Below are 20546 nucleotides of genomic sequence, written 5' to 3'. Positions count from 1 at the left end.
GATGAATGGATGTCAGCGGGCTGCGAACACAAGATCCAGAATGCGGTGGGCCACCGACAACTTGCTTCCGCTCGCCTCGCCCACTCTATCTCCGGCCTTGTCGATCACGACGACAGTGTTACGGTCCGAGGCAAAGCCTTCGGTCCAACCCACACGGTTGAGAACCAGAAAGTCACAGCCCTTGCGTGAAACTTTGGCGCTACCCAGTTGCAGAAGCGCATCGCTGTCTGGTTCGGTCTCTGCCGCAAACCCAACAATCACCTGATCGCGTGAGCGGTTGTTTGATAGCCCACGCAAAATGTCAGGGTTCTCTTCCAGACGCAGTTCGAGCGTGCGTGAGTCACTGCGCTTCTTAATCTTGGTCTGAGCAGTCTCCGTCGGGCGGTAGTCCGCAACAGCGGCGGCCATGACCACCAGATCTGCCGCAGTAGCTTCAGCCTCAACAGCCGTTTGTAGCTCTAGCGTGGTACCTACTTCAACGAGCCGGACGCCCGCCGGCGCCGGAACCTCAAGGTTGGCACCGATCAGAACCACGGATGCGCCACGCGCCGCAGCAGCGGTCGCAACAGCAACACCCTGCTTACCGCTCGAACGATTGCCGATAAAGCGCACCGGATCGAGAGGCTCACGGGTACCGCCCGCAGTGACAAGCACTGTGCGGCCGGAAAGGTCGTGAGAGGAGGCCACGGCGTCTAACGCGGCAGCAACAATGTCGCTGGGCTCTGACATCCGGCCGGGCCCGCTATCAGTGCCCGTCAATTGGCCTGATTCTGGCCCGATAATGTGGATGCCGCGTGACCGCAGTGTCTCAACATTGGCCACCGTGGCCGGATTCAGCCACATTTCGGTGTGCATGGCCGGAGCAACAACAATCGGCGCCGTGCTGGCCAAAATGGTGTTGCCAAGGAAGTCGCTTGCCTGACCCGTCGCGATTTTGGCGATCGTGTTGGCAGTAGCGGGCGCAACCACGATCACGTCGGCAGCCTGGCCGACAGAAACGTGGCGCACCTCATCCACACCCTCGTAGAGGTCAGTGTGAACTGGGTTACGACTAATGGCCTCAAGCGTGGGCAATCCCACAAACTTGAGAGCGTTGCTCGTGGCGACAACGTGAACGTCGTGGCCCGCGAGCACGAGATCGCGCACAACCGAGACCGCCTTATAGGCAGCGATTCCGCCAGAAATTCCGACGACTACGTTGAGCGCGGTCACCGCAGTAAGTTCTATTCGCCGCTGAGTCGCTTGAGCTCGAGCTTGTTTTCGTTGATCTCATGAAGAGCAACCGAGAGAGGCTTGTCTTCGATCGTCGAGTCAACGAGGGGTCCGACGTTGTCGAACAGGCTTCCCTCGTGGAGGTCCGCGTAGTAGTCGTTGATCTGGCGAGCACGCTTGGACGCGAAGATTACGAGCTGGTACTTGGAGTCAACCTTCGTCAGCAATTCGTCGATGGGGGGATCAATGATGCCCGAGTTCTTGTCAACCATTGGGGTGCTCCTTGGAGTCGGAAGTGGTCGCGCCAGCGGGCGCATCCATCAATTCTACGACTTCTTGAGCCGCTTGGCTTACTTCTGTGTTCACGACTTTCACATCGAACTCTTCTTGAGCCGCCAATTCGACCTTCGCGGTCTCTAATCTGCGGGCCTGTTCGGCTGCATCTTCGGTGCCACGACCGATTAATCGACGCACCAATTCTTCCCAGGTCGGTGGCAACAAGAAGACCAACAGGGCTTCGGGCATCACCGTGCGAACGGATCGCGCGCCTTGCAAGTCAATCTCGAGCAGAACGCGCTTGCCCTCGGCCAGCGCAGCATCGATCGGCGGGCGTGGTGTGCCGTAGCGGTAGGAATTATGCACGACCGCCCATTCGAGCAGGTCATCGTTGGCAATCATCGCATTGAACTGGTCATCATTGAGGAAGTAGTAATGAACTCCGTCGATCTCCCCCGGCCGGGGCTTTCGAGTTGTTGCAGAAACGCTGAGCAAGACATCCGAATGATTTTCCCGGATGTAGCTCGAGACTGTTCCCTTGCCGACGGCAGTCGGGCCAGCCAGCACCACGAGGCGTGTTGGCTCTGGGCCCTGGCGATCCGAGAGGTAGGCGGTGAGTCGCTTACGCTGTTTTGGACCGAGACCTCCGACACGTTTGCGTTCGGCAATCGCGAGTTCTTCCATCACAGTGTCGACGCGGGTCGGTCCGAGTGATGGCACGCTGAGCAGAAGCTCGCGCACCAACAATCGCGCTTCGGGGCTCTCGGGCATCGACCACGCCGTGCGCGCAACACTCAACGCGGTTCGAGCACGTTCAGCTACTTCGCGCTTGACGGAAGCGCGAGCTCGACGGGCAGCGATCGCAGCCCGCGATGCAGCAGCACGGTCAACCTCTGGGGGCTCAGGACGCGGGCCCATCAACGCACCTGCTCACGAAGTTGTGACCGCAACGAGCGCAGTTCCGACGGAACTTGGCTCGATCCCTCTTGGAGAACGCTTCGGGACACTGTGACAATCGTGTTGGCGACTGCAGCGCCGTACAGCTCACGCGCCTGCTCAACTTGAGCGCCCTGAGCGCCAAAACCCGGAGCCAAAATAGGCAGATCAATCAATTCTTCACGGCGCATGCCGTAGTCGGCTACGTTCACCGTTGCACCAATAACAACGCCAAACGATCCGAGACCGCTTTCTGAATTCAGCGCACGAACATCGCGAACAACGCTGGCAGCCACGGTGGCACCCTCGTGCTCGCCCTCAACAATACGAGCAGATTGGATGCTCTGAGCCGAAGCATTCGAGGTCGCAGCAAGTACGAAAATGCCCTTGCCAGAGTCTCGTGCCAACTCAAACGGACCCGAAAGCTCGGAAACACCCTGATAGGCGACCGCGGTCATCGCATCCGCTTCCAACGGTGATCCCGGGGTGAGCCAGGCCTGACCGTACGCATCAACAGATGAAGAAAGATCGCCGCGCTTCACATCGGCGATAACGAGCAACCCAGCCGAGCGAGCCAAGGCGAAAGACTCCTCGAGCACCGCATAGCCGGCAGAGCCGAAGCGCTCGAAGAAGGCAACCTGCGGCTTGATCATCCCTACATTGCCTGCTGCGGCATCCACTGCACGCAGTGCGAATTCGCGAACACCATGGACGTCGTTGGAGAGGCCCCAACTTTCAAGCAGGAAAGGATGCGGATCGATGCCCATACAGACACCGCCGAATTCCTCAAAGGTGGCGACAAGGCGGGACGCAAAACTAGGCATTGTTCGCAACCTTCTCGAGTTCCGCCGCACGATCGAGGGCGTAGTCCTGGAGCGACCGCACATCGAAGCCGTCTCGGATCGCCTCGAACGATGCCACAGCGGCGGCGAGTTGGGCGATCGTCGTAAAGATGGGCTTGTCTGCCGCAACTGTCGCCGTGCGAATCTCATAGCCATCGGCGCGAGCGCTTCGTCCACTTGGCGTGTTGATGACCACGTCCACCTTGCCGTCGTTGATGAGCTCGACAATCGACGGCTCTTCAGCATCGACCTCTTGGCCCATGAAGTACTTGCGCACCACGTGAGCTTCAATGCCGTTGCGGGCCAGAATTTCGGCAGTACCTTCGGTAGCGAGGATGGTGAATCCCAACTGGCTGAGGCGCAACACCGGGAGAATCACCGCGCGCTTATCACGGTCAGCGACCGAAACGAACACCGTACCGCTGTCAGGCAATCCACCGTAAGCAGCTTCTTGACTCTTCGCGAAAGCCTTCGGGAAGTTGGAATCGATACCCATAACTTCACCAGTTGAGCGCATCTCCGGGCCAAGCACCGAGTCAACGACGTTGCCTTCGACGGTGCGGAAGCGCTTGAACGGAAGCACGGCCTCCTTTACTGAAACTGGCGACGTTGACGGCACTTGCGAACCGTCAAGAACGGGAAGCAGGCCGCCCTCTACGAGGGAACGGATGCTGGAACCCACCATGACGAGGGCAGCAGCCTTCGCCAACGGGATACCAAGGGCCTTAGAAACGAAGGGTACCGTGCGGCTAGCGCGCGGGTTAGCTTCGAGCACATAGAGGATGCCCTGCCCAATCGCGAACTGCACGTTCAGTAGCCCGCGAACGCCGACACCTTCGGCAATTGCCAGTGTCGCTTCGCGAACACGCTTGAGCACATCGCGCCCCAATGTCACGGGAGGAAGGGTGCAGGCTGAGTCACCGGAGTGGATACCGGCCTCCTCGATGTGCTCCATGATTCCGCCGACATACAGCTCGGTACCGTCATAGAGGGCGTCGATGTCGATCTCGATTGCGTCATCCAAGAACCGGTCGACCAACAGTGGTGACGTTTCCGAGATGATCACGACGTCGCGCACTCGCTCGAAGTAATCGGCGAGTGCCGTGGTGTCGTACACGATCTCCATGCCGCGCCCACCGAGAACGTGCGACGGGCGCACCAGCACGGGATATCCGATGTTCTCGGCAATAGCGATTGCTTCAGCCTGGTTGGTTGCGGTTCCGTTCTTGGGTGCAAGAAGGCCAGCGTTGTCGAGAATGGCCGAGAACAGTCCGCGTTCCTCAGCAAGGTCGATTGCTTCGGGAGTTGTTCCGAGAATCGGGATGCCGGCATCCTTCAGCCCCTGAGCAAGCCCGAGAGCGGTCTGGCCGCCGAGCTGGACAATGACGCCCATCAGTTCGCCACTCTTGCTCTCCGCGTGGATGATCTCCAGCACGTCTTCTAGCGTGAGCGGTTCGAAGTAGAGACGATCGCTGGTGTCGTAGTCAGTCGACACTGTCTCTGGGTTGCAGTTGATCATGATCGTCTCGTAGCCCGCGTCCGAGAGAGCGAACGACGCGTGCACGCAGGAATAGTCGAACTCGATGCCCTGACCGATTCGGTTCGGGCCCGAACCGAGGATAACGACCTTGCGCTTATCGCTCGGAGCTACCTCGGTCTCAGAGTCGTAGCTCGAGTAGTGGTATGGGGTCAGAGCGGGGAACTCCCCCGCGCACGTGTCGACAGTCTTGAACACAGGACGCACCTCAAGGTTCCAGCGCAGGTCGCGAACTTCGGCTTCAGAGACGCCGCGAATGTCCGCAATCTGGATATCGCTGAATCCGTGATTCTTTGCATGGGTCAGCAGCGCGGCGCTGAGCTCAGGAGCATCCGTAATATCGACTGCTACTTCATTGATGAGCGCGATCTGGTCGATAAACCAGGGGTCGATCTTGGTGGCCTCGAAGACCTCCTCGGTTGTCGCCCCAGCGCGCATCGCCTGCTGCACAGTAATGATGCGACCATCCGTGGCAATCGACGAAAGCGCGAGCAGTTCGGCCTTATCGCCGACTGCACCGTTCCAATGGAAGCTTGAGTCGCGCTTCTCCAGCGAACGAAGCGCCTTCTGCAGCGCTGTCGAATAGTTGCGGCCGATTGCCATCGCCTCACCCACCGACTTCATGGTGGTCGTCAGGCGAGTGTCTGCGGCAGGGAACTTCTCAAACGCGAAGCGCGGAACCTTCACCACGACATAGTCGAGGGTTGGCTCGAAGCTCGCCGGGGTGACCTTGGTGATGTCGTTCGGGATCTCGTCAAGGCGGTACCCGATTGCTAGCTTTGCGGCGATCTTCGCAATCGGGAAGCCCGTCGCCTTGGAGGCCAGGGCGCTCGAACGGGAAACCCGCGGGTTCATCTCAATAACAATGACGCGGCCGTCAGCAGGGTCGATCGCGAACTGAATGTTGCAACCGCCGGTATCAACACCGACAGCACGAATGATGTCGATGCCAATATTCCGCAGATTCTGGTACTCGCGGTCGGTGAGCGTCAGTGCCGGAGCAACAGTGATCGAGTCACCGGTGTGAACACCGACAGGGTCGACATTCTCGATCGAACACACGACAACAGTGTTGTCTGCGGTGTCGCGCATCAGCTCAAGCTCGTACTCTTTCCACCCCAGGATGCTCTCTTCAAGAAGCACCGAAGTGGTTGGGCTCTGGTGCAACCCATCGGTGACCATGCGCACAAGTTCTTCGCGTGTGTACGCGAAACCAGACCCGAGTCCGCCCATGGTGAACGAGGGGCGAATCACGAGCGGATACCCGAGATCCTCGGCAAAATCGACCGCCTCAGCAACGGTGGTAGCAATGTGTGACTTGGCGACATCCGCACCGCAATCAAGCACGAGCTGCTTGAAGATCTGACGGTCCTCGCCCTTGTTGATGGCCTCGAGGTTGGCGCCGATTAGCTCAACGTTGTACTTCTCGAGGATGCCGTGAGCGTCGAGCTCGATGGCCGCGTTGAGAGCGGTCTGGCCACCGAGGGTCGGAAGCAGGGCATCCGGACGCTCCTTGGCAATGATCGTCTCGATGACCTCCCACGTGATGGGCTCAATGTAAGTCGCATCAGCAAAATCGGGGTCGGTCATGATCGTCGCCGGGTTCGAGTTCACGAGGATGACACGGATGCCCTCCTCACGCAGCACGCGGCACGCTTGCGTTCCCGAGTAGTCGAACTCTGCTGCCTGACCAATGACGATCGGGCCAGAACCGATAACGAGTACCGATGAAATGTCTTGTCTCTTGGGCATTACTTGCTGTCCTTTGCGTTCTCGAGAACAAGGTCGCGGAACCTGTCGAAAAGGTAATTGGCGTCGTGCGGACCGGAGGCCGCCTCAGGGTGGTACTGCACGGAGAAAGCGGGAATGTCGAGTGCGCGCAGACCTTCAACAACGTTGTCGTTGAGGTTGACATGGCTCACTTCGACGCGGCCGAAGCCCGCCGGTGACTGGCTGATTTCGCCAACTGGGGCGTCAACCGCGAATCCGTGGTTGTGCGAAGTGATCTCGGTGCGAAGCGTGTTTACGTCGATGACGGGCTGGTTGATGCCGCGGTGACCGAACGGCAGCTTGTAGGTGCCGTAGCCGAGTGCCCGACCCAGCAGCTGGTTGCCGAAGCATATCCCGAAGAATGGCAATCCCTTCTTGAGTACCTCAGTGAGGAGCGCAACATGAGCATCGGATGCGGAGGGATCGCCAGGGCCATTCGAGTAAAAGACCGCGACCGGACCGATCGTGAGCAGTTCGTCGAAGGAGACGGTCTGAGGCAGCACATGCACATCAAAGCCACGCTCGGCCAAGTAGTTGAGAGTAGAAGTCTTCACACCGAGGTCGAGCACAGCAAGACGGCCGATGCTCTCACCGACAGCGTCAACCACATATGCGTCAGCGGTCGAAACCTCTGAAGAGAGGCTGCGTCCCGTCATTTGCGCGGCATCCTTCACCGCTGTGAGTTGTTCTTCGTGGCTCAGCTCGGCGTCAGCACCAGAGAAGATGCCGCCACGCATTGCGCCCGAATCGCGCAGGCGGCGGGTGATCGCGCGAGTGTCGACACCGCTGATGCCCACGATGCCCTGCTCGGTGAGCTGATCATCCAAGGATCCGTTTGCGCGGAAGTTTGAGACAACACGGCTGGCGTCTCGCACGACAAAGCCTGAGACCCAGATTCGTGACGACTCTGGGTCTTCGTCGTTGACCCCGGTGTTACCGATGTGAGGTGCCGTCATCACGACAATCTGACCCGCATAACTGGGGTCGGTAATCGTCTCTTGGTAGCCGGTCATTCCGGTCGCGAACACCACTTCACCGAGTCGCTGCCCACGGGCACCGTAAGCCTGCCCGAGATAGCGCGTGCCATCTTCAAGTACGAGCACTGCTGCGTCAAAGGTCATGGGGACTGCCTTTCATTGCCAACAACACCAGCGAGCACCTTTTCACAGGCCTCGGGGTCGTCCATTCGGAAATAGCTATCGACTGCGGTGCCATCGAGCGTCCACTCGATTACCTGCAGTCCGTTTTTTTCGACCACACGGTCGATGGTCCACGTTGCGCGCACGATTCCTCGCACGTCGTCGCGGGGAATCCAGAGATCCCGTTCGCCGTCGCGGAATACCGCAACGCCCACCGGGTGAACTTCGATTGTGCAATTGCCGCGGAATCCCAAGCTGTGAACCGCGACCCGGTTGAGCTGGTCGCCAGCGAGAGTTGTCGAAACGTACTTTCCGCTGAAGCTGGGGTGTCCGCTTGGTAAGTCTGCTGGCGGTTGCTGCGGCGCGCCGATGTGCGCTTGGCGACGCTTGCGCGCGTACCAGCCGGCCACCATCAGGCCGAGAAGCACCACGAGGAGACCGATCACAATCAGCGTCGAAACATCTTTAGACATGGTTCGCCTCCGCAGCCGCGAGCCGAGCGTTCCGAGCAACTTCGTCAGCCTCAACGACGTCGCCATCCCGAACAGTTTCGTAGCCATTGTGGATGGTGGTCATCACTCGACCGGGAAGCGTGCGCCCCAAGTACGGCGAGTTCGCGCTCTTGCCGCGCAGTGAGTCGGCACTGAACGTTGAGCGTGCGCTGGGATCAACCAGTACAAGGTTCGCTGCTGAGCCGATGGCGAACGGGGTGCCATAGCCGTCGAGACGCCCGATCTGCGCCGGCGTCTGCGAAAGAACGCGCGCGACATCTGCCCAGCTCAACTGCCCGGTGTCGACAACTGCTTCTTGCACGACGTTCAGGGCAGATTCCAGCCCGACCATGCCGAAGGCGGCCTCGGCCCACGAGCACTCTTTCGCCTCAGGTGGATGCGGCGCGTGGTCGGTGGCGACGATATCGATGGTTCCGTCGGCAAGGGCCGCACGCAACGCGTGCACATCCTCATCACGTCGCAGCGGTGGGTTGACCTTGAAGCGAGCGTCATAGCCACGCACAAGTTCTTCGGTCAGCAGCAGGTGATGTGGCGTGACTTCAGCGGTAACGGCAATGCCGCGAGCTTTTGCCCAACGAATCACGTCGACCGATCCCGCGGTCGAGAGGTGGCAGATGTGGAGCCGTGCACCGACATGCTCGGCGAGAAGAACATCGCGGGCGATGATGGACTCTTCGGCTACCGCAGGCCACCCGGCCAGACCAAGTTCGCTCGAAACTGCGCCCTCGTTCATCTGCGCATCAACCGTCAGGGTTGGCTCTTGAGCATGCTGAGCGACAACACCATCAAAGGTTTTCACGTATTCAAGCGCCCGGCGCATCAACAGGGCATTGTGCACGCACTTGCCATCATCGGAGAAGACGCGGACTCCGGCACGCGAGTTCGCCATGGCCCCGATCTCAGAGAGTGTCGTTCCGCCAAGCCCCTCAGTTACCGCGCCGATGGGGCGCACTGTGGCGTAACCGTGGGTGTCACCCAGCGACTGCACTTGTTCAACCACTCCGGCGGTGTCTTGCACCGGCATCGTGTTCGCCATCGCAAAGACGGCGGTGAAGCCTCCCATCGCTGCGGCACGACTGCCAGAGAGCACGGTTTCGCTCTGTTCAAAACCCGGTTCGCGCAGGTGAGTATGGAGATCGACGAGACCAGGAAGAGCTTGCAGCCCAGATGCATCGATTGTGCGATCCGCAGAGCTGGCGTCGCTGAAGACGCCGCGATCAATCGTGAAATCGGCGCGCTCGCCGCTAGGCAAGGTTGCGTTGACGATTCTGATACTCACGAGAGTCCTCTTCTCTGGGTTGATGGGCGTACAGGGGTGGCGGGGGCTAGTTCTGCGCTCACCGCTCCACAGCTCCGGACAGCAAGTGATACAGCACCGACATTCTCACTGAGACGCCATTCGCTACCTGTTCGAGCACGGTCGACTGTGGCGAATCTGCGGCTGCAGCCGAGATTTCTAGGCCTCGGTTCATGGGGCCAGGGTGCATAACCATGCTACTTGCTGGCAGTGCCCGCATCCGTTCGTCATTGAGTCCCCACTGCTTCGAATATTCGCGTGCGTTGGGGAAGAACGCGGCCGCCATCCGCTCAGCCTGCACTCGCAGCATCATGATGACGTCAGGGCGTTGTGCGATGGCGTGATCGAGGTCATACGAGACCTCAACAGGCCAGCCGCTGAGATTTACCGGCAGCAAAGTCGCTGGAGCAACGAGCGTTACTCGAGCGCCCAGCGTTGTGAGAAGCCACACGTTTGAACGAGCGACCCGCGAGTGCACGATGTCGCCAACAATGGTGATGCTCACACCGTCTAGGTCCCGACCGCGCGCAGCCGAACCGTGAAGCCTGCGACGAATAGTGAAGGCATCAAGCAGTGCTTGAGTTGGATGTTCGTGCGTGCCGTCACCCGCATTCACAATGCCAGCGTCGATCCAGCCGCTATCGGCAAGAGTCTTGGGAGCACCGGATGCCCAGTGCCGCACAACAACAGCATCAGCACCCATCGCGGCCAGCGTCTGAGCCGTGTCTTTGAGATTCTCCCCTTTCGACACGCTCGAGCCCTTGGCTGCGAAGTTGATGACGTCTGCGCTCAATCGTTTTGCTGCGGCTTCGAAGGAGATTCGGGTGCGCGTGGAATCTTCAAAGAACAGGTTAATGACGGTCTTGCCGCGCAGCGTCGGCAGTTTTTTGACTTCGCGCTCTCCGACTTCGGCCATGTCTTCGGCAACGTCGAGAATCGCGATTGCTTCGTCGCGGGGCAGGCCCTGTGTTGTGAGTAGGTGTCTCATCCGATCGTCACCTCGTCGGTTCCATCGATCTCTTCGAGGCGCACGTTGATGCGTTCTTCCATGGAACTGGGAAGGTTCTTGCCCACGAAGTCGGCACGAATCGGAAACTCGCGGTGGCCGCGATCGACGAGCACGGCCAATCGCACTGCTCGCGGACGGCCTAAATCGCCCAGCGCGTCCAGGGCAGCACGGATGGTGCGCCCCGAGTAGAGCACGTCGTCAACGAGCACGACAGTCTTGCCGTCGATGCCACCGCTCGGGATGTCGGTCGGCCCCGTTGCCCGCGTGGGGTTCTGGGCGAGATCATCGCGATACATCGTGACGTCGAGTGCACCGGCCGGGACGACCGCGGAGTCCACTGACTGGATGATCGCGGAAATCCGTTTCGCGAGAGTTACTCCGCGCGTAGGGATGCCCAGGATGACGAGATCGTCTGAACCGCGATTGGACTCAAGAATTTCGTGGGAAATACGAGTCAACGCTCGGGTGATATCAGCATGCTGCAACACTGTGCGTACAGACATTCTGACCTCCTTCCCCGCCTCTCTGGACGGAATTTAAAGGAAATCTGTTTCACCGACTATAGCGTGCCCAGACGTTCAATTCATACTCACTTTCGACGGGACTATGAACCCCAACGTTTGAGCAAGAAACGTTCGAGCAACCCGACCACAGTATCGGTGAGTTTACCGAGCAGTCCAAGCAAGATGATCGTCAGGAAAAGCCGGTCTATGCGGCCATTCTGTTGAGAGTCCACGAGCAAGAAGCCCAGGCCAAGCGAGGCACCAAGCAGCTCCCCTGCCACGAGAAACAGCCACGCCTGCGCAAGTGCAAGCCGCAGCGAAGAGATGACCGCGGGCACAACGGCAGGCAGCTGCACGAGACCCAGTAGTGCCGTGCCGGAGTAGCCATAGCTTCTGCCCAGTTCGACCAGGTGAGCATCCACATGCCGCAGAGCCGACGCGACAGTCGTGTACACGGGAAAGAACGCGCCGATCGCAACTAGAGCGACTTTTGAATCTTCGTTGAGCCCAATGTAGAGCCCCAGCAGGGGCACCCACGCCAACGACGGCACCGCGCGTATTGCTGCCAACGTCGGTGCAAAGAGGTCGGATGCTCTCGCTGAGAGCCCCACGAGGGCTGCCAACGCTAGTCCGACAATCGCTCCAATCGCGAACCCCAGCAACACGCGCTGAGTCGAGATCGCGATGTGCTGGTAGAGCACTCCCCGTTCGTAGAGATCGACGCCAGCAGCCCACACGCTCACGGGTGAGGGCAGCCGATAGCTTGGGATGAGGTTAGACGTCGCGAGGAACTGCCACAGAACGAGAATCACAATCGGGATCACTGCGCCTAGCAGCATTGTCCGGAGCAACCGACGACGAGGACGAGCGACCGTCGCAGCCAGCGGCGTGGTTGCTACCGCGGCTGCGACGGGACGCTCTAAGACGCTCTTATTCGTTGACACGGCTCGGATCCGCTGTGTCAATGAATGACGTCTCGAAGAGTGAATCAAACGCGTCATCGATTTGCTGCTGCGATGCGACCGCGCCGGATTCGACAAATACCGGGCCAATAACATTCAGAACTGCCCGCTGCGCATCACCGGGCGCGGGATCGATGGCCAGATTGGTGCGCTCAAGGAGAACCGAGTTGGCGATCGGAAGGTCGATGCCTGCAACGTCCGCGAAGATCGCTGCTGCGTCATCTGGGTTGTCTGCTGCCCACTGGCGAGCCTTCTCGTAAGCGTCGACGACCAGCTGCGCGAGGTCGGGCGACTTCTCCAAGAAACTTTCGGTCGCGTTGAGGAAGCCGTAGCTGTTGAAGTCGGGGTTGTCGTAGACGATTCGCGATCCGGCGTTCACAACAGACGCGCTCATGAGCGGATCGAGTCCCGCCCACGCATCGACGGTGCCGGCCTCAAGAGCCGTCTTACCGTCAGCGTGCTGCAGTTGAGTGATGGTGACTTCCTCGAGCCCGATTCCCGCCTCGGCGAGAGTCTGCAGCAGGAAGAAATACGGGTCGGTGCCCGCGTTTGCCGCGATGTTCTTGCCGCGAAGATCCGCAGCCGATTGGATGGGCGAATCTGCCGCCACCACAATCGCTGACCAGTTGGGCTGCGAGTAGATGTCGATCGTCTTGATCGGCGAACCGTTGGCGCGGACAAGGAGCGCAGCCGAACCAGCCGTGGAGCCGACATCTATCGAGCCAGACCGCAACGCATCGTTCGCGGCCGCCGAACCGGACGATTGAATCCACGTGACATCGACGTCATCGCCAAGCGTGGCTTCGAGCCACCCTTCTTCCTTGATAATGAGGCTGAGCGGGTTGTAGGTCGCGAAGTCAACCGTGAGTTGGTCGCTGCTCCAGCCTGCCGACTCAGTCGAGGCTTCCGGCGCGAGCGACGAACCTTCGCCCGCGATGCAACCGGAGAGGCCAAGGGCGAGCGCAACAACGCCTGCGGCGGTCGCGATAAGAGATTTGGTAGTCATTATGTCTTTCTTGAGGGTGACGATAGGTGGTGGGTGGGAACGCCGAGGCCGTCAAGCAGTTCGACGCGGAGTTCTGCTAGATCGCCGCTGCCCCTGTCACGCGGACGGACGCCGGGCACAGTGACCGTGGACTGGATGCTCGCGGGTTCGGAGGATGCCTCGCCGCCGGGCGAACCCAAAAGGATGACGTGATCGGCGAGGTAGAGCGCTTCGTCAACGTCATGCGTGACAATGACGATCGTCGCCGGCTCCGCAGCATGGAGCTCGAGGAGGAGATCTTGCATCGCCAGCCGAGTGAGCGCATCCAATGCCCCGAAAGGTTCGTCGAGCAACAACACCCCTGGCCGTCGGGCTAGTGCGCGGGCAAGCGAAACTCTTTGAGCCATTCCGCCAGAAATCTCACGAGGGCGCAAGTGCGCTGACCCAGAGAGCTTGACGAGCTCGAGAAGGTGTCCGACACGATCACGGTCATCACGTGTGCGCTTGCCACGACGCAAACCGACCTCTACGTTTCGCGTGATCGAACGCCACGGGAGCAGCCGAGGCTCTTGGAAGGCAATCGCGGAGCGCTCATCGAGTCCGACAACCGGGCGACCCCCAATATCGACAGTTCCGCTGGTGGGAGCATCGAGTCCACCGATGTGTCGCAGGAGCGTGGACTTGCCACAACCCGATGGACCGATGAGTGCGACGATGTCGCCGGCGGCGATGTCGAGGGAGACGTTGCTGAGGACACCACGGTCGCCAAAAGTCCGCGCGAGAGAGCGAATCGAGACCGACAGCGCCGGGGCCGGGGCCGTCGTGCTGTAGCGGGAGGATGGAGAACTCATCCTTGAACGCTAGGACTAGGCAATCGCGCTGGCTATCTGCGCCGTAACGTAGCGTCACGCGAGTGCGTAACGCTACGTCACAGAAGGGCTAACTATTCGTTGCTGGCGGCGATCCGACCAAGCAAACCATTGATGAAACCGGCCGAATCTTCAGTGGAGTGCACCTTGGCAGATTCGACAGCTTCAGAGATAGCGACACCGGTCGGTACCTCGTCGTTGTACAAGATTTCCCACAGACCAATGCGCAAAAGAGCTCGGTCTACGGCGGGCATCCGGTTGAGCGGCCACCCCTGCGAATAGGTTTCGATGAGTTCATCGATCTCATCACCGTGGGCGGTGATACCCAAAACAACCTGCTGGGCATACGCCCATGACGTTGCCCGTGCTGGGTCGTTCATTGCTCGTGAAGACTCCGCTGCCAACGCTTCGTTTATGCTCTCGCCACGAACATCGGCACCGTACATAAGGTCAAGCGCGCGCTTACGCGCCTTGCTGCGTGCCCCCATTTAGTCGTTCACGCGACCGAGGTAGCCGCCATCGCGGGTGTCGACCTTGACTCGGGTGCCCTGCTCGAGAAACAGCGGAACCTGAATCTGGTAGCCAGTTTCAACCGTGGCGGGCTTGCTGCCGCCCGTTGAACGGTCGCCCTGAAGGCCCGGCTCCGTGTACGTGATTTCGAGAACTACGGATGCTGGCAACTCCACATACAGTGGCTCGCCGTTGTGCAGCGCGATTACCACGTTCTGGTTCTCGAGCATGAAGTTTGCGGCGTCGCCGACAGCGGCAGCGCTCAACGTGATCTGGTCGTAGTCGCTCGTGTTCATGAACACGAAGTTCTCGAGATCCTTGTACAGGTACTGAAACTCTGAACGGTCTACGGTCTCGGTTTCAATCTTCGCGCCAGCGTTGAAGGTGCGGTCAACGGTCTTGCCCGTGCGCACGTTCTTCACTTTGGTACGGACAAAGGCGCCGCCCTTGCCCGGCTTGACGTGTTGGAACTCGATAACGGTCCACAATCCACCGTCCATGTTGAGAACGACGCCGTTCCTGATGTCAGCGGTAGAGGCCATGCGTAAATCCGTTTCTGTTAACGAGCAAAAGCGCAGTTGCGTCGCGAAGGCGACAAATGCGACGTTCGAGTCTAACTGAGTCGCCGAGCAACTGCATCGAGGCCGAGAATGTACGACTCGAAACCGAATCCCGCAATCACTCCGGTAGCGACGCCAGAAATCACGCTCGTGTGGCGAAACTCCTCACGTGCATGCGGATTCGTGATGTGCACCTCGACGAGCGGAAGCCCTGCGCCAGTGACCTGGGCTGCGGCATCCCGCAACGCGTAGGAGTAATGAGTGAAGGCAGCAGGGTTCATGATCACCGGCGACTCCGTGTCAATTGCCTCGTGCAACCACGAAATCAGCTCTGTTTCGCTGTCAGTCTGACGAAAGTCGAGCGACAGCGCGGCCGCGTTCGGGAGACTAGCTGCGTGGGACTCGAGAGCGGCACGAAGGTCAACGAGCGTTCCACCGCCATAAACGTCAGGCTCGCGACTGCCAAGCCGACCGAGATTGGGCCCGTTGAGGACAAATACTGTAGTCACCGCTCCACTCTAGCGAGGCGAGCGCCCGCTAGACCCCGACTTCTTGGTACGCCGAGTACAGCATCGCTTCGTCTGGCCCGTTCAGCATCGACGTGCGGCCAACCGAGTCGAGCACTACAAAACGGATCATGCCCGCGCGGGCCTTCTTGTCGCGCTGCATGGTCGCGAGCAAAGTGTTCCAGCGCCCGAGGGGGTAATCGATGGGCAGACTCAACGACTGCAGGATGCTGCGGTGCCGGTCGACAACCTCAGAACTCAGCGAACCAGCGAGGTGGGCTAGTTCTGCAGCAAACACCATGCCGACGGAAACCGCAGCCCCGTGGCGCCAGCGGTAGCGCTCAGCGTGCTCGATGGCGTGGCCAAGCGTGTGACCGTAGTTCAGAATCTCGCGCAGACCAGTCTCGGTGAAGTCTTCGCCAACGACGCGAGCCTTGAGCCCAATCGACAACTCGACGACCCGGCGGAACTCTTCAGAGTGTGGGTCGATGACCTTCTCGACATTCGCTTCAATGATGTCCAGAATCTCGGGTTCGCCGATGAAACCACACTTCACGATCTCCGCGAAACCAGCCAGAATCTCGTTGTGGGGAAGGTCTTCCAACACATCAAGATCGGCAACGACAGCGCTGGGAGCGTAAAAGGCGCCGACCAGATTCTTGCCCTCAGCAGTGTTGATGCCGGTCTTTCCCCCGACCGCAGCATCAACCATGCTCGCGACACTCGTCGGGCATTGGATGAGCTTCACCCCGCGCAACCACGTTGCCGCGACAAAACCAGCCAGGTCGGTCGTTGCCCCGCCACCGAAACCCACTACGGCATCCGTGCGAGTGAAGTCGGTCTGGCCCATGATCTGCCAGCAGAAAGCGGCAACCTCAACCCGTTTAGCGTCTTCGGCATCCGGAACCTCGGCAAGGAGAACTTCGTACTTCTCCGCAAGCGAATCGCGCAGCGCGTTGGCACGCGCACCCAACGTTGCCGGGTGGATGATCAACACCTTCGCTACACGGGGGCCAAGTTGTTCGGAGAGTTGCGGCAACAGACCTCTCCCGATGAGTACGTCGTACGGGTTCGTGCCTGCGACCGGGATGATCGTGGTTTCAGTCATTGCTGTTGAGTTCCCAACCAGTCGGCGATCTCGCGCGCGACTTTTTCCATAGGCTTCAGTGAAGTATCGATCGTGAGCGACGATAGCTCGTCATAGATAGGCCGACGGGTCTCGACTAGCTTCTCCCACTCGTCAGCGTTCTTGGCGAGCGGACGTTTGCTGCCCGCTATGCGCAGTCGAGCAGCAGCCTTCGACATCGTCAACTGCACAACGCGGTGCGATGTGAGATCTGCACGAGTGTCGAGGTTGAGTACTGCTCCCCCGCCCAAAGTGACGACGGCAGGTTCGAGAAGAGCGTTGGCTACAGCCTCCCGCTCTCGCTCCCGAAAGTACTCTTCGCCGAACTCGGCAAAGAGCTCAGCGATGGGGCCGTGTGACGCTACGACGACCTTGTCGGTATCGATTAGCGGGACATCCAATATTTTGGCAAGTCTCTTGCCTGCTTTGGTCTTTCCTGAACCGGGTGCCCCGATGATGACAACGATCGCTCCGCCATCATTGAGCATAGGTAGCCCGTGTCGTCTGAAGAGCGTCAGGAATCGCTGCCAGGTACGACTCAAGGTTTCGCTTGGTTTCGCCGAGCGAGTCGCCGCCGAACTTTTCAAGCACTGAGTTCGCAAGAGTGAGAGCAACCATCGCTTCTGCGACCACTCCGGCGGCCGGAACCGCACACACGTCAGAACGCTGGTGATGCGCTACTGCTGCTTCGCCTGTCGCAATATCAACAGTGCGAAGAGCACGGGGAACAGTTGAGATCGGCTTCATCGCGGCACGAACACGCAGCACCGTGCCGGTCGTCATACCGCCCTCGATACCGCCTGCACGATCACTCTCGCGAGAAATGCCGTCGGCCGAGTGCACGAGTTCGTCGTGCGCGACTGAACCACGGCGGGCAGCAGTCTCAAAACCATCACCGACCTCGACACCCTTGATGGCTTGGATGCCCATGAGTGCGGCTGAAAGTTGGGCATCGAGTCGGCGATCCCAGTGCGTGTACGAGCCAAGCCCCGGTGGCAAACCGTAAGCGAGAACCTCAACAACTCCACCGAGAGTGTCGCCATCTTCGTGAGCGAGATCAACTTCGGCAACCATGCGCTTCGAGGTCTCTGGATCGAAGCACCGCAGGGGGTCGGCGTCAAGAGTTGCCACATCGCCGGGTGTTGGCAGTGCGCTACCGTCTGGCGCACGCACTGTGCCAATCGACAGGGTGTGGCTAACAAGGCGAATGCCGAGACCGTCGAGGAAAGCGCGAGCAACAGCGCCGAGCGCGACACGTGCCGCGGTTTCGCGGGCACTGGCGCGTTCAAGAACGTTGCGGGACTCCGCGAAGTCGTACTTCTGCATGCCCGTAAGATCGGCATGACCAGGGCGCGGACGTGTAAGGGCAGCACCACGACCCTTGGGCAGAGTTTCAGGGTCAACCGGCACGGGGCTCATTACATCAATCCAGCGAGGCCACTCGGTGTTGCCGATACGCAACGCGACGGGGCTGCCCATGGTGGCGCCAAAACGGATTCCGCCACTCAGCGTGAGCTCATCCTGCTCGAACTTCATTCGGGCACCACGGCCGTAGCCGAGGGTGCGGCGCACCAGATCTGCCTGAATTTGTTCAGGTGAGATGGGCACGCCTGACGGCATCCCCTCAAGAATTGCGACCAATTCTGGGCCGTGCGATTCACCGGCCGTTAACCATCGAAGCATGCGTCAATCCTCCCACACGAGCGGGTGCCAGTTTTTACCCAGAGTGAGGCTCCCCCGCAGCGGAACCACGGGCGTGCATGGTCAGGAGTGGTCGTGGCTCGTCGGAGACTCAATTGCGGCGCGCATCGCGTCAATCGCATCAGCTTCGCGAGCAAGGGGCACGTCTGGAGTGCCCGCTGAAAAGATGCGCACTTGAGCGATGGCCTGATTAATCAGCAGATCGTGACCTGAAATCACTGTGCCGCCGACGGCCATCCAACTCTTCGCAACCTCGCTAGGCCAGGGGTCGTAGGCAACATCGAACAGTGCGGCGGCGGTACGCACGCTCTCGTCGAACTCCACATCCAGTGACCCACCGGGAACCGTGGTGATGATTGCGGAAGGAATCTCGGCCGACAGCGCCGCTTCTTGCCACTGCCGAACCACAACGCTCGCGCCGAGTGATTCGCCCAGCTCCTTCAACGGTTCGGCCTTCGCTGGCGTGCGCGCAAAAATCTCTACGCTTTGTGCACCTAAACGAATGGATGCCACGAGCAGTGATGCCGCTGTGGCTCCGGCCCCGAGGATCCACACTGACTCGAGGCTCGAGAGACCCGCGTCGAGAAAGCTGCGCATGGCGCCTTCGACATCGGTGTTGTACCCACGAAGGCCGTCATCGGTGACCACGACAGTGTTCGCACCACCGACGAGCTCGACGAGCGGATCAGCCCAGTCCAGCAACGGCACGACATCACGCTTGAGCGGCATCGTCAACGACAGGCCTCGCCAGCGCCCATCGAGCGCACTCATGAAGGCCGGCAGCGACTCCCGCGACAACTCAACGGCATCATATTCCCAGTCAAAACCGAGAGTCGCATACGCCGCCCGGTGGATCACCGGGCTCAACGAGTGCGCGATCGGAGAACCAAGAACAGCGAGCTTCGAACGATCGGATGCCGCAGGAGGCATGTGAGAACTGTCTAGCAATAGCTTCCATTTTCTTCACTCTCGGCACACCAGTCGCGGAGTTGCTGCGCTGCCGCTTCGTGGTCATCGACGTTGGTGGTGAAGACTGTTTCGCCTGTCGCGAGGTTGATCGGCACGAAGAAGAGCCAATCCCCCGCAACAGGATTGAGCGCTGCATCGATCGCCAGTTCGCCGGGGAGCCCAATGGGACCGACAGGCAGACCAGGGTTCGCGTAGGTGTTGTATGGGTTGCTCGCGTCTGCCCGTTCGGCATCCGTCGTCCACACGGTGTGCAGGTTTCCGGTGCCGTACGCGACTGTCGCGTCAGATTGCAGCAGGATGCCCTGGTCGAGTCGGTTATAGAACACTCGAGCGATCTTGTAGAAGTCGTCAGTGTTCGGGCCGGCTTCACGCTGCACGAGCGCTGCCATGGTCAGAATTCGGTAGCGGTCCTCTACAGCGACACCAGCGGCATCCAACTTCTCGTACATCGTGTTCACCATCGTGTCGAGCACGGCGTAGGGGTCTTTGTTGCCGTCCGGATCGTAGGTTGCCGGGAACAGATAACCCTCGAGGCTGATCGCTTCGGCTGGGAGTCCAAAGTGGGCGAGATCCTCGGATGCCGCCTGCAGGTCTGCCAGCGCGATGCCGGTCGTCTCGGAAATGATCTCAAGCGCATCGGGCAGAGTTGTGCCCTCGGTGATCAGGAGCCTGTCGGTCACCTTGTTCTCCGGGTCAAGCAGTGCGTCAAGCGCCGACTGAGCGCTCATTTCCCCCTGCAGCGCATAATTGCCAGGGTAAAACGCCGGATCGCTGTCTTGTACGAGCAGCAGGTCGTAGAACGCGTCGAAGGTCATGGTGACGCCGGCATCGTGGAGGCTGCGGGCGATGTCCGACCCGATATCGCCCGAGTTCACGGTGACGACAATCTCTTCACCGTTTCCGGCGCCCTCGAAGTCGTTCGGCAATTCCCACCCGAGCACTTCACGGATCTTCTCTTCGTAGTTGATCCAGGCGTAAGTACTAACTGTTGCGCCGGCCACGGCGATGATGAGGATAGGAAGCCCGATGATGAGCCACAAACGGCGCTTGCGTCGAAGGGATTGCACCGTCGAGGAATCGGCGACGGGGTCGGCCAAGTTCTGCGACCGACGGGAGGCTCGCGACTCTTGAGCCTCACGCGCCTCGCGGCGCGTCATTGGCTGTTCGCCCGAAAGTATCAGGGGCGTGGATGCTTCTGCGCCCCCTGAATCTTGTGAGCTCTCAGTACTCTCTGTCCCGTGTGCTGCTGCAGCGCGGGCTGACTTGGGTGCACTCTCATCGGGCTGATCGCTGAAGATGTCTTCCCAGTTCGGTTCATCAGCCAT

21 protein-coding genes are annotated in these 20546 nt (G+C 59.9%); all 21 read right to left on the bottom strand.

Features of this window, described 5'->3' with window-relative positions:
• Positions 1 to 12: 12 nt before the first annotated feature.
• Positions 13 to 1212 (bottom strand): bifunctional phosphopantothenoylcysteine decarboxylase/phosphopantothenate--cysteine ligase CoaBC, encoded by a 1200-nt coding sequence (coaBC, locus tag ACTJJW_RS02770; protein WP_462642543.1) that lies wholly within the window; start codon positions 1210 to 1212, stop codon positions 13 to 15.
• 11 nt (positions 1213 to 1223) lie between these two features.
• Complete coding sequence (rpoZ, locus tag ACTJJW_RS02765; protein ID WP_462642541.1) at positions 1224 to 1484, bottom strand: DNA-directed RNA polymerase subunit omega; 261 nt, start codon at positions 1482 to 1484, stop codon at positions 1224 to 1226.
• The gene (gene gmk / locus ACTJJW_RS02760) at positions 1477 to 2406 is read right to left on the bottom strand and encodes a guanylate kinase (protein WP_462642540.1); all 930 of its coding nucleotides are present in this window, start codon (positions 2404 to 2406) and stop codon (positions 1477 to 1479) included. Before gmk ends, rpoZ begins: the two co-directional genes overlap by 8 nt.
• The gene (gene pyrF / locus ACTJJW_RS02755; RefSeq protein ID WP_462642539.1) at positions 2406 to 3248 is read right to left on the bottom strand and encodes an orotidine-5'-phosphate decarboxylase; all 843 of its coding nucleotides are present in this window, start codon (positions 3246 to 3248) and stop codon (positions 2406 to 2408) included. Before pyrF ends, gmk begins: the two co-directional genes overlap by 1 nt.
• A complete protein-coding gene (gene carB / locus ACTJJW_RS02750; protein ID WP_462642538.1) occupies positions 3241 to 6555 on the bottom strand; it encodes a carbamoyl-phosphate synthase large subunit in 3315 nt (1104 codons plus the stop codon). The genes pyrF and carB overlap by 8 nt, the downstream gene beginning before the upstream one ends.
• Positions 6555 to 7694, bottom strand: coding sequence for a glutamine-hydrolyzing carbamoyl-phosphate synthase small subunit (gene carA / locus ACTJJW_RS02745; RefSeq protein ID WP_462642537.1), 1140 nt, complete (start codon positions 7692 to 7694; stop codon positions 6555 to 6557). The genes carB and carA overlap by 1 nt, the downstream gene beginning before the upstream one ends.
• Positions 7691 to 8185, bottom strand: coding sequence for a PH-like domain-containing protein (locus tag ACTJJW_RS02740; protein ID WP_462642535.1), 495 nt, complete (start codon positions 8183 to 8185; stop codon positions 7691 to 7693). Before ACTJJW_RS02740 ends, carA begins: the two co-directional genes overlap by 4 nt.
• A complete protein-coding gene (locus ACTJJW_RS02735) occupies positions 8178 to 9503 on the bottom strand; it encodes a dihydroorotase (RefSeq protein WP_462642534.1) in 1326 nt (441 codons plus the stop codon). The genes ACTJJW_RS02740 and ACTJJW_RS02735 overlap by 8 nt, the downstream gene beginning before the upstream one ends.
• 58 nt (positions 9504 to 9561) lie before the next feature.
• Positions 9562 to 10509: an aspartate carbamoyltransferase catalytic subunit gene (locus ACTJJW_RS02730; RefSeq protein WP_462642532.1), complete on the bottom strand. Its 948-nt coding sequence runs from the start codon at positions 10507 to 10509 to the stop codon at positions 9562 to 9564.
• Positions 10506 to 11033 (bottom strand): bifunctional pyr operon transcriptional regulator/uracil phosphoribosyltransferase PyrR, encoded by a 528-nt coding sequence (gene pyrR, locus ACTJJW_RS02725; RefSeq protein ID WP_462642531.1) that lies wholly within the window; start codon positions 11031 to 11033, stop codon positions 10506 to 10508. Before pyrR ends, ACTJJW_RS02730 begins: the two co-directional genes overlap by 4 nt.
• Positions 11034 to 11134: 101 nt before the next feature.
• Positions 11135 to 11977, bottom strand: a complete 843-nt coding sequence (locus ACTJJW_RS02720; protein WP_462642529.1) for an ABC transporter permease — start codon at positions 11975 to 11977, stop codon at positions 11135 to 11137.
• Positions 11964 to 13001 (bottom strand): aliphatic sulfonate ABC transporter substrate-binding protein, encoded by a 1038-nt coding sequence (locus tag ACTJJW_RS02715; RefSeq protein ID WP_462642528.1) that lies wholly within the window; start codon positions 12999 to 13001, stop codon positions 11964 to 11966. The genes ACTJJW_RS02720 and ACTJJW_RS02715 overlap by 14 nt, the downstream gene beginning before the upstream one ends.
• Positions 13001 to 13831 (bottom strand): ABC transporter ATP-binding protein, encoded by an 831-nt coding sequence (locus tag ACTJJW_RS02710; protein ID WP_462642527.1) that lies wholly within the window; start codon positions 13829 to 13831, stop codon positions 13001 to 13003. Before ACTJJW_RS02710 ends, ACTJJW_RS02715 begins: the two co-directional genes overlap by 1 nt.
• A gap of 92 nt (positions 13832 to 13923) precedes the next feature.
• Positions 13924 to 14337, bottom strand: a complete 414-nt coding sequence (gene nusB, locus ACTJJW_RS02705) for a transcription antitermination factor NusB (RefSeq protein ID WP_462642526.1) — start codon at positions 14335 to 14337, stop codon at positions 13924 to 13926.
• On the bottom strand, positions 14338 to 14901 hold the full coding sequence (gene efp, locus ACTJJW_RS02700) for an elongation factor P (protein ID WP_462642524.1): 564 nt from the start codon (positions 14899 to 14901) through the stop codon (positions 14338 to 14340).
• Positions 14902 to 14972: 71 nt separating this feature from the next.
• Positions 14973 to 15428 (bottom strand): type II 3-dehydroquinate dehydratase, encoded by a 456-nt coding sequence (locus ACTJJW_RS02695; protein ID WP_462642523.1) that lies wholly within the window; start codon positions 15426 to 15428, stop codon positions 14973 to 14975.
• Positions 15429 to 15456: 28 nt separating this feature from the next.
• On the bottom strand, positions 15457 to 16533 hold the full coding sequence (gene aroB, locus ACTJJW_RS02690; protein ID WP_462642521.1) for a 3-dehydroquinate synthase: 1077 nt from the start codon (positions 16531 to 16533) through the stop codon (positions 15457 to 15459).
• The gene (locus tag ACTJJW_RS02685) at positions 16530 to 17039 is read right to left on the bottom strand and encodes a shikimate kinase (RefSeq protein ID WP_462642520.1); all 510 of its coding nucleotides are present in this window, start codon (positions 17037 to 17039) and stop codon (positions 16530 to 16532) included. The genes aroB and ACTJJW_RS02685 overlap by 4 nt, the downstream gene beginning before the upstream one ends.
• On the bottom strand, positions 17029 to 18234 hold the full coding sequence (aroC, locus tag ACTJJW_RS02680) for a chorismate synthase (RefSeq protein WP_462642519.1): 1206 nt from the start codon (positions 18232 to 18234) through the stop codon (positions 17029 to 17031). The genes ACTJJW_RS02685 and aroC overlap by 11 nt, the downstream gene beginning before the upstream one ends.
• A gap of 81 nt (positions 18235 to 18315) precedes the next feature.
• Entirely contained in the window at positions 18316 to 19182 is an 867-nt protein-coding gene (locus tag ACTJJW_RS02675; RefSeq protein WP_462642518.1) for a shikimate dehydrogenase, read from the bottom strand.
• An 11-nt stretch (positions 19183 to 19193) separates the two neighbouring features.
• Positions 19194 to 20546 (bottom strand): endolytic transglycosylase MltG, encoded by a 1353-nt coding sequence (mltG, locus tag ACTJJW_RS02670; RefSeq protein ID WP_462642517.1) that lies wholly within the window; start codon positions 20544 to 20546, stop codon positions 19194 to 19196.

Source organism: Rhodoglobus galactosidasius, from assembly GCF_054957775.1.
The sequence above is the reverse complement of the archived record's forward strand: the minus strand, read 5'-3'. Positions and strand labels throughout refer to the sequence as shown.

Excerpts from the sequence above, each read along its gene's own strand:
- ACTJJW_RS02710 (WP_462642527.1), bottom strand. The coding sequence starts at position 13,831 with ATGAGTTCTCCATCCTCCCGCTACAGCACGACGGCCCCGGCCCCGGCG.
- ACTJJW_RS02740 (WP_462642535.1), bottom strand. The coding sequence starts at position 8,185 with ATGTCTAAAGATGTTTCGACGCTGATTGTGATCGGTCTCCTCGTGGTG.
- nusB (WP_462642526.1), bottom strand. The coding sequence starts at position 14,337 with ATGGGGGCACGCAGCAAGGCGCGTAAGCGCGCGCTTGACCTTATGTAC.
- aroC (WP_462642519.1), bottom strand. The coding sequence starts at position 18,234 with ATGCTTCGATGGTTAACGGCCGGTGAATCGCACGGCCCAGAATTGGTC.
- rpoZ (WP_462642541.1), bottom strand. The coding sequence starts at position 1,484 with ATGGTTGACAAGAACTCGGGCATCATTGATCCCCCCATCGACGAATTG.
- carB (WP_462642538.1), bottom strand. The coding sequence starts at position 6,555 with ATGCCCAAGAGACAAGACATTTCATCGGTACTCGTTATCGGTTCTGGC.
- gmk (WP_462642540.1), bottom strand. The coding sequence starts at position 2,406 with ATGGGCCCGCGTCCTGAGCCCCCAGAGGTTGACCGTGCTGCTGCATCG.
- ACTJJW_RS02685 (WP_462642520.1), bottom strand. The coding sequence starts at position 17,039 with ATGCTCAATGATGGCGGAGCGATCGTTGTCATCATCGGGGCACCCGGT.
- efp (WP_462642524.1), bottom strand. The coding sequence starts at position 14,901 with ATGGCCTCTACCGCTGACATCAGGAACGGCGTCGTTCTCAACATGGAC.
- pyrF (WP_462642539.1), bottom strand. The coding sequence starts at position 3,248 with ATGCCTAGTTTTGCGTCCCGCCTTGTCGCCACCTTTGAGGAATTCGGC.
- ACTJJW_RS02730 (WP_462642532.1), bottom strand. The coding sequence starts at position 10,509 with ATGAGACACCTACTCACAACACAGGGCCTGCCCCGCGACGAAGCAATC.
- mltG (WP_462642517.1), bottom strand. The coding sequence starts at position 20,546 with ATGGCTGATGAACCGAACTGGGAAGACATCTTCAGCGATCAGCCCGAT.
- ACTJJW_RS02715 (WP_462642528.1), bottom strand. The coding sequence starts at position 13,001 with ATGACTACCAAATCTCTTATCGCGACCGCCGCAGGCGTTGTTGCGCTC.
- carA (WP_462642537.1), bottom strand. The coding sequence starts at position 7,694 with ATGACCTTTGACGCAGCAGTGCTCGTACTTGAAGATGGCACGCGCTAT.
- aroB (WP_462642521.1), bottom strand. The coding sequence starts at position 16,533 with ATGACTGAAACCACGATCATCCCGGTCGCAGGCACGAACCCGTACGAC.
- ACTJJW_RS02675 (WP_462642518.1), bottom strand. The coding sequence starts at position 19,182 with ATGCCTCCTGCGGCATCCGATCGTTCGAAGCTCGCTGTTCTTGGTTCT.
- pyrR (WP_462642531.1), bottom strand. The coding sequence starts at position 11,033 with ATGTCTGTACGCACAGTGTTGCAGCATGCTGATATCACCCGAGCGTTG.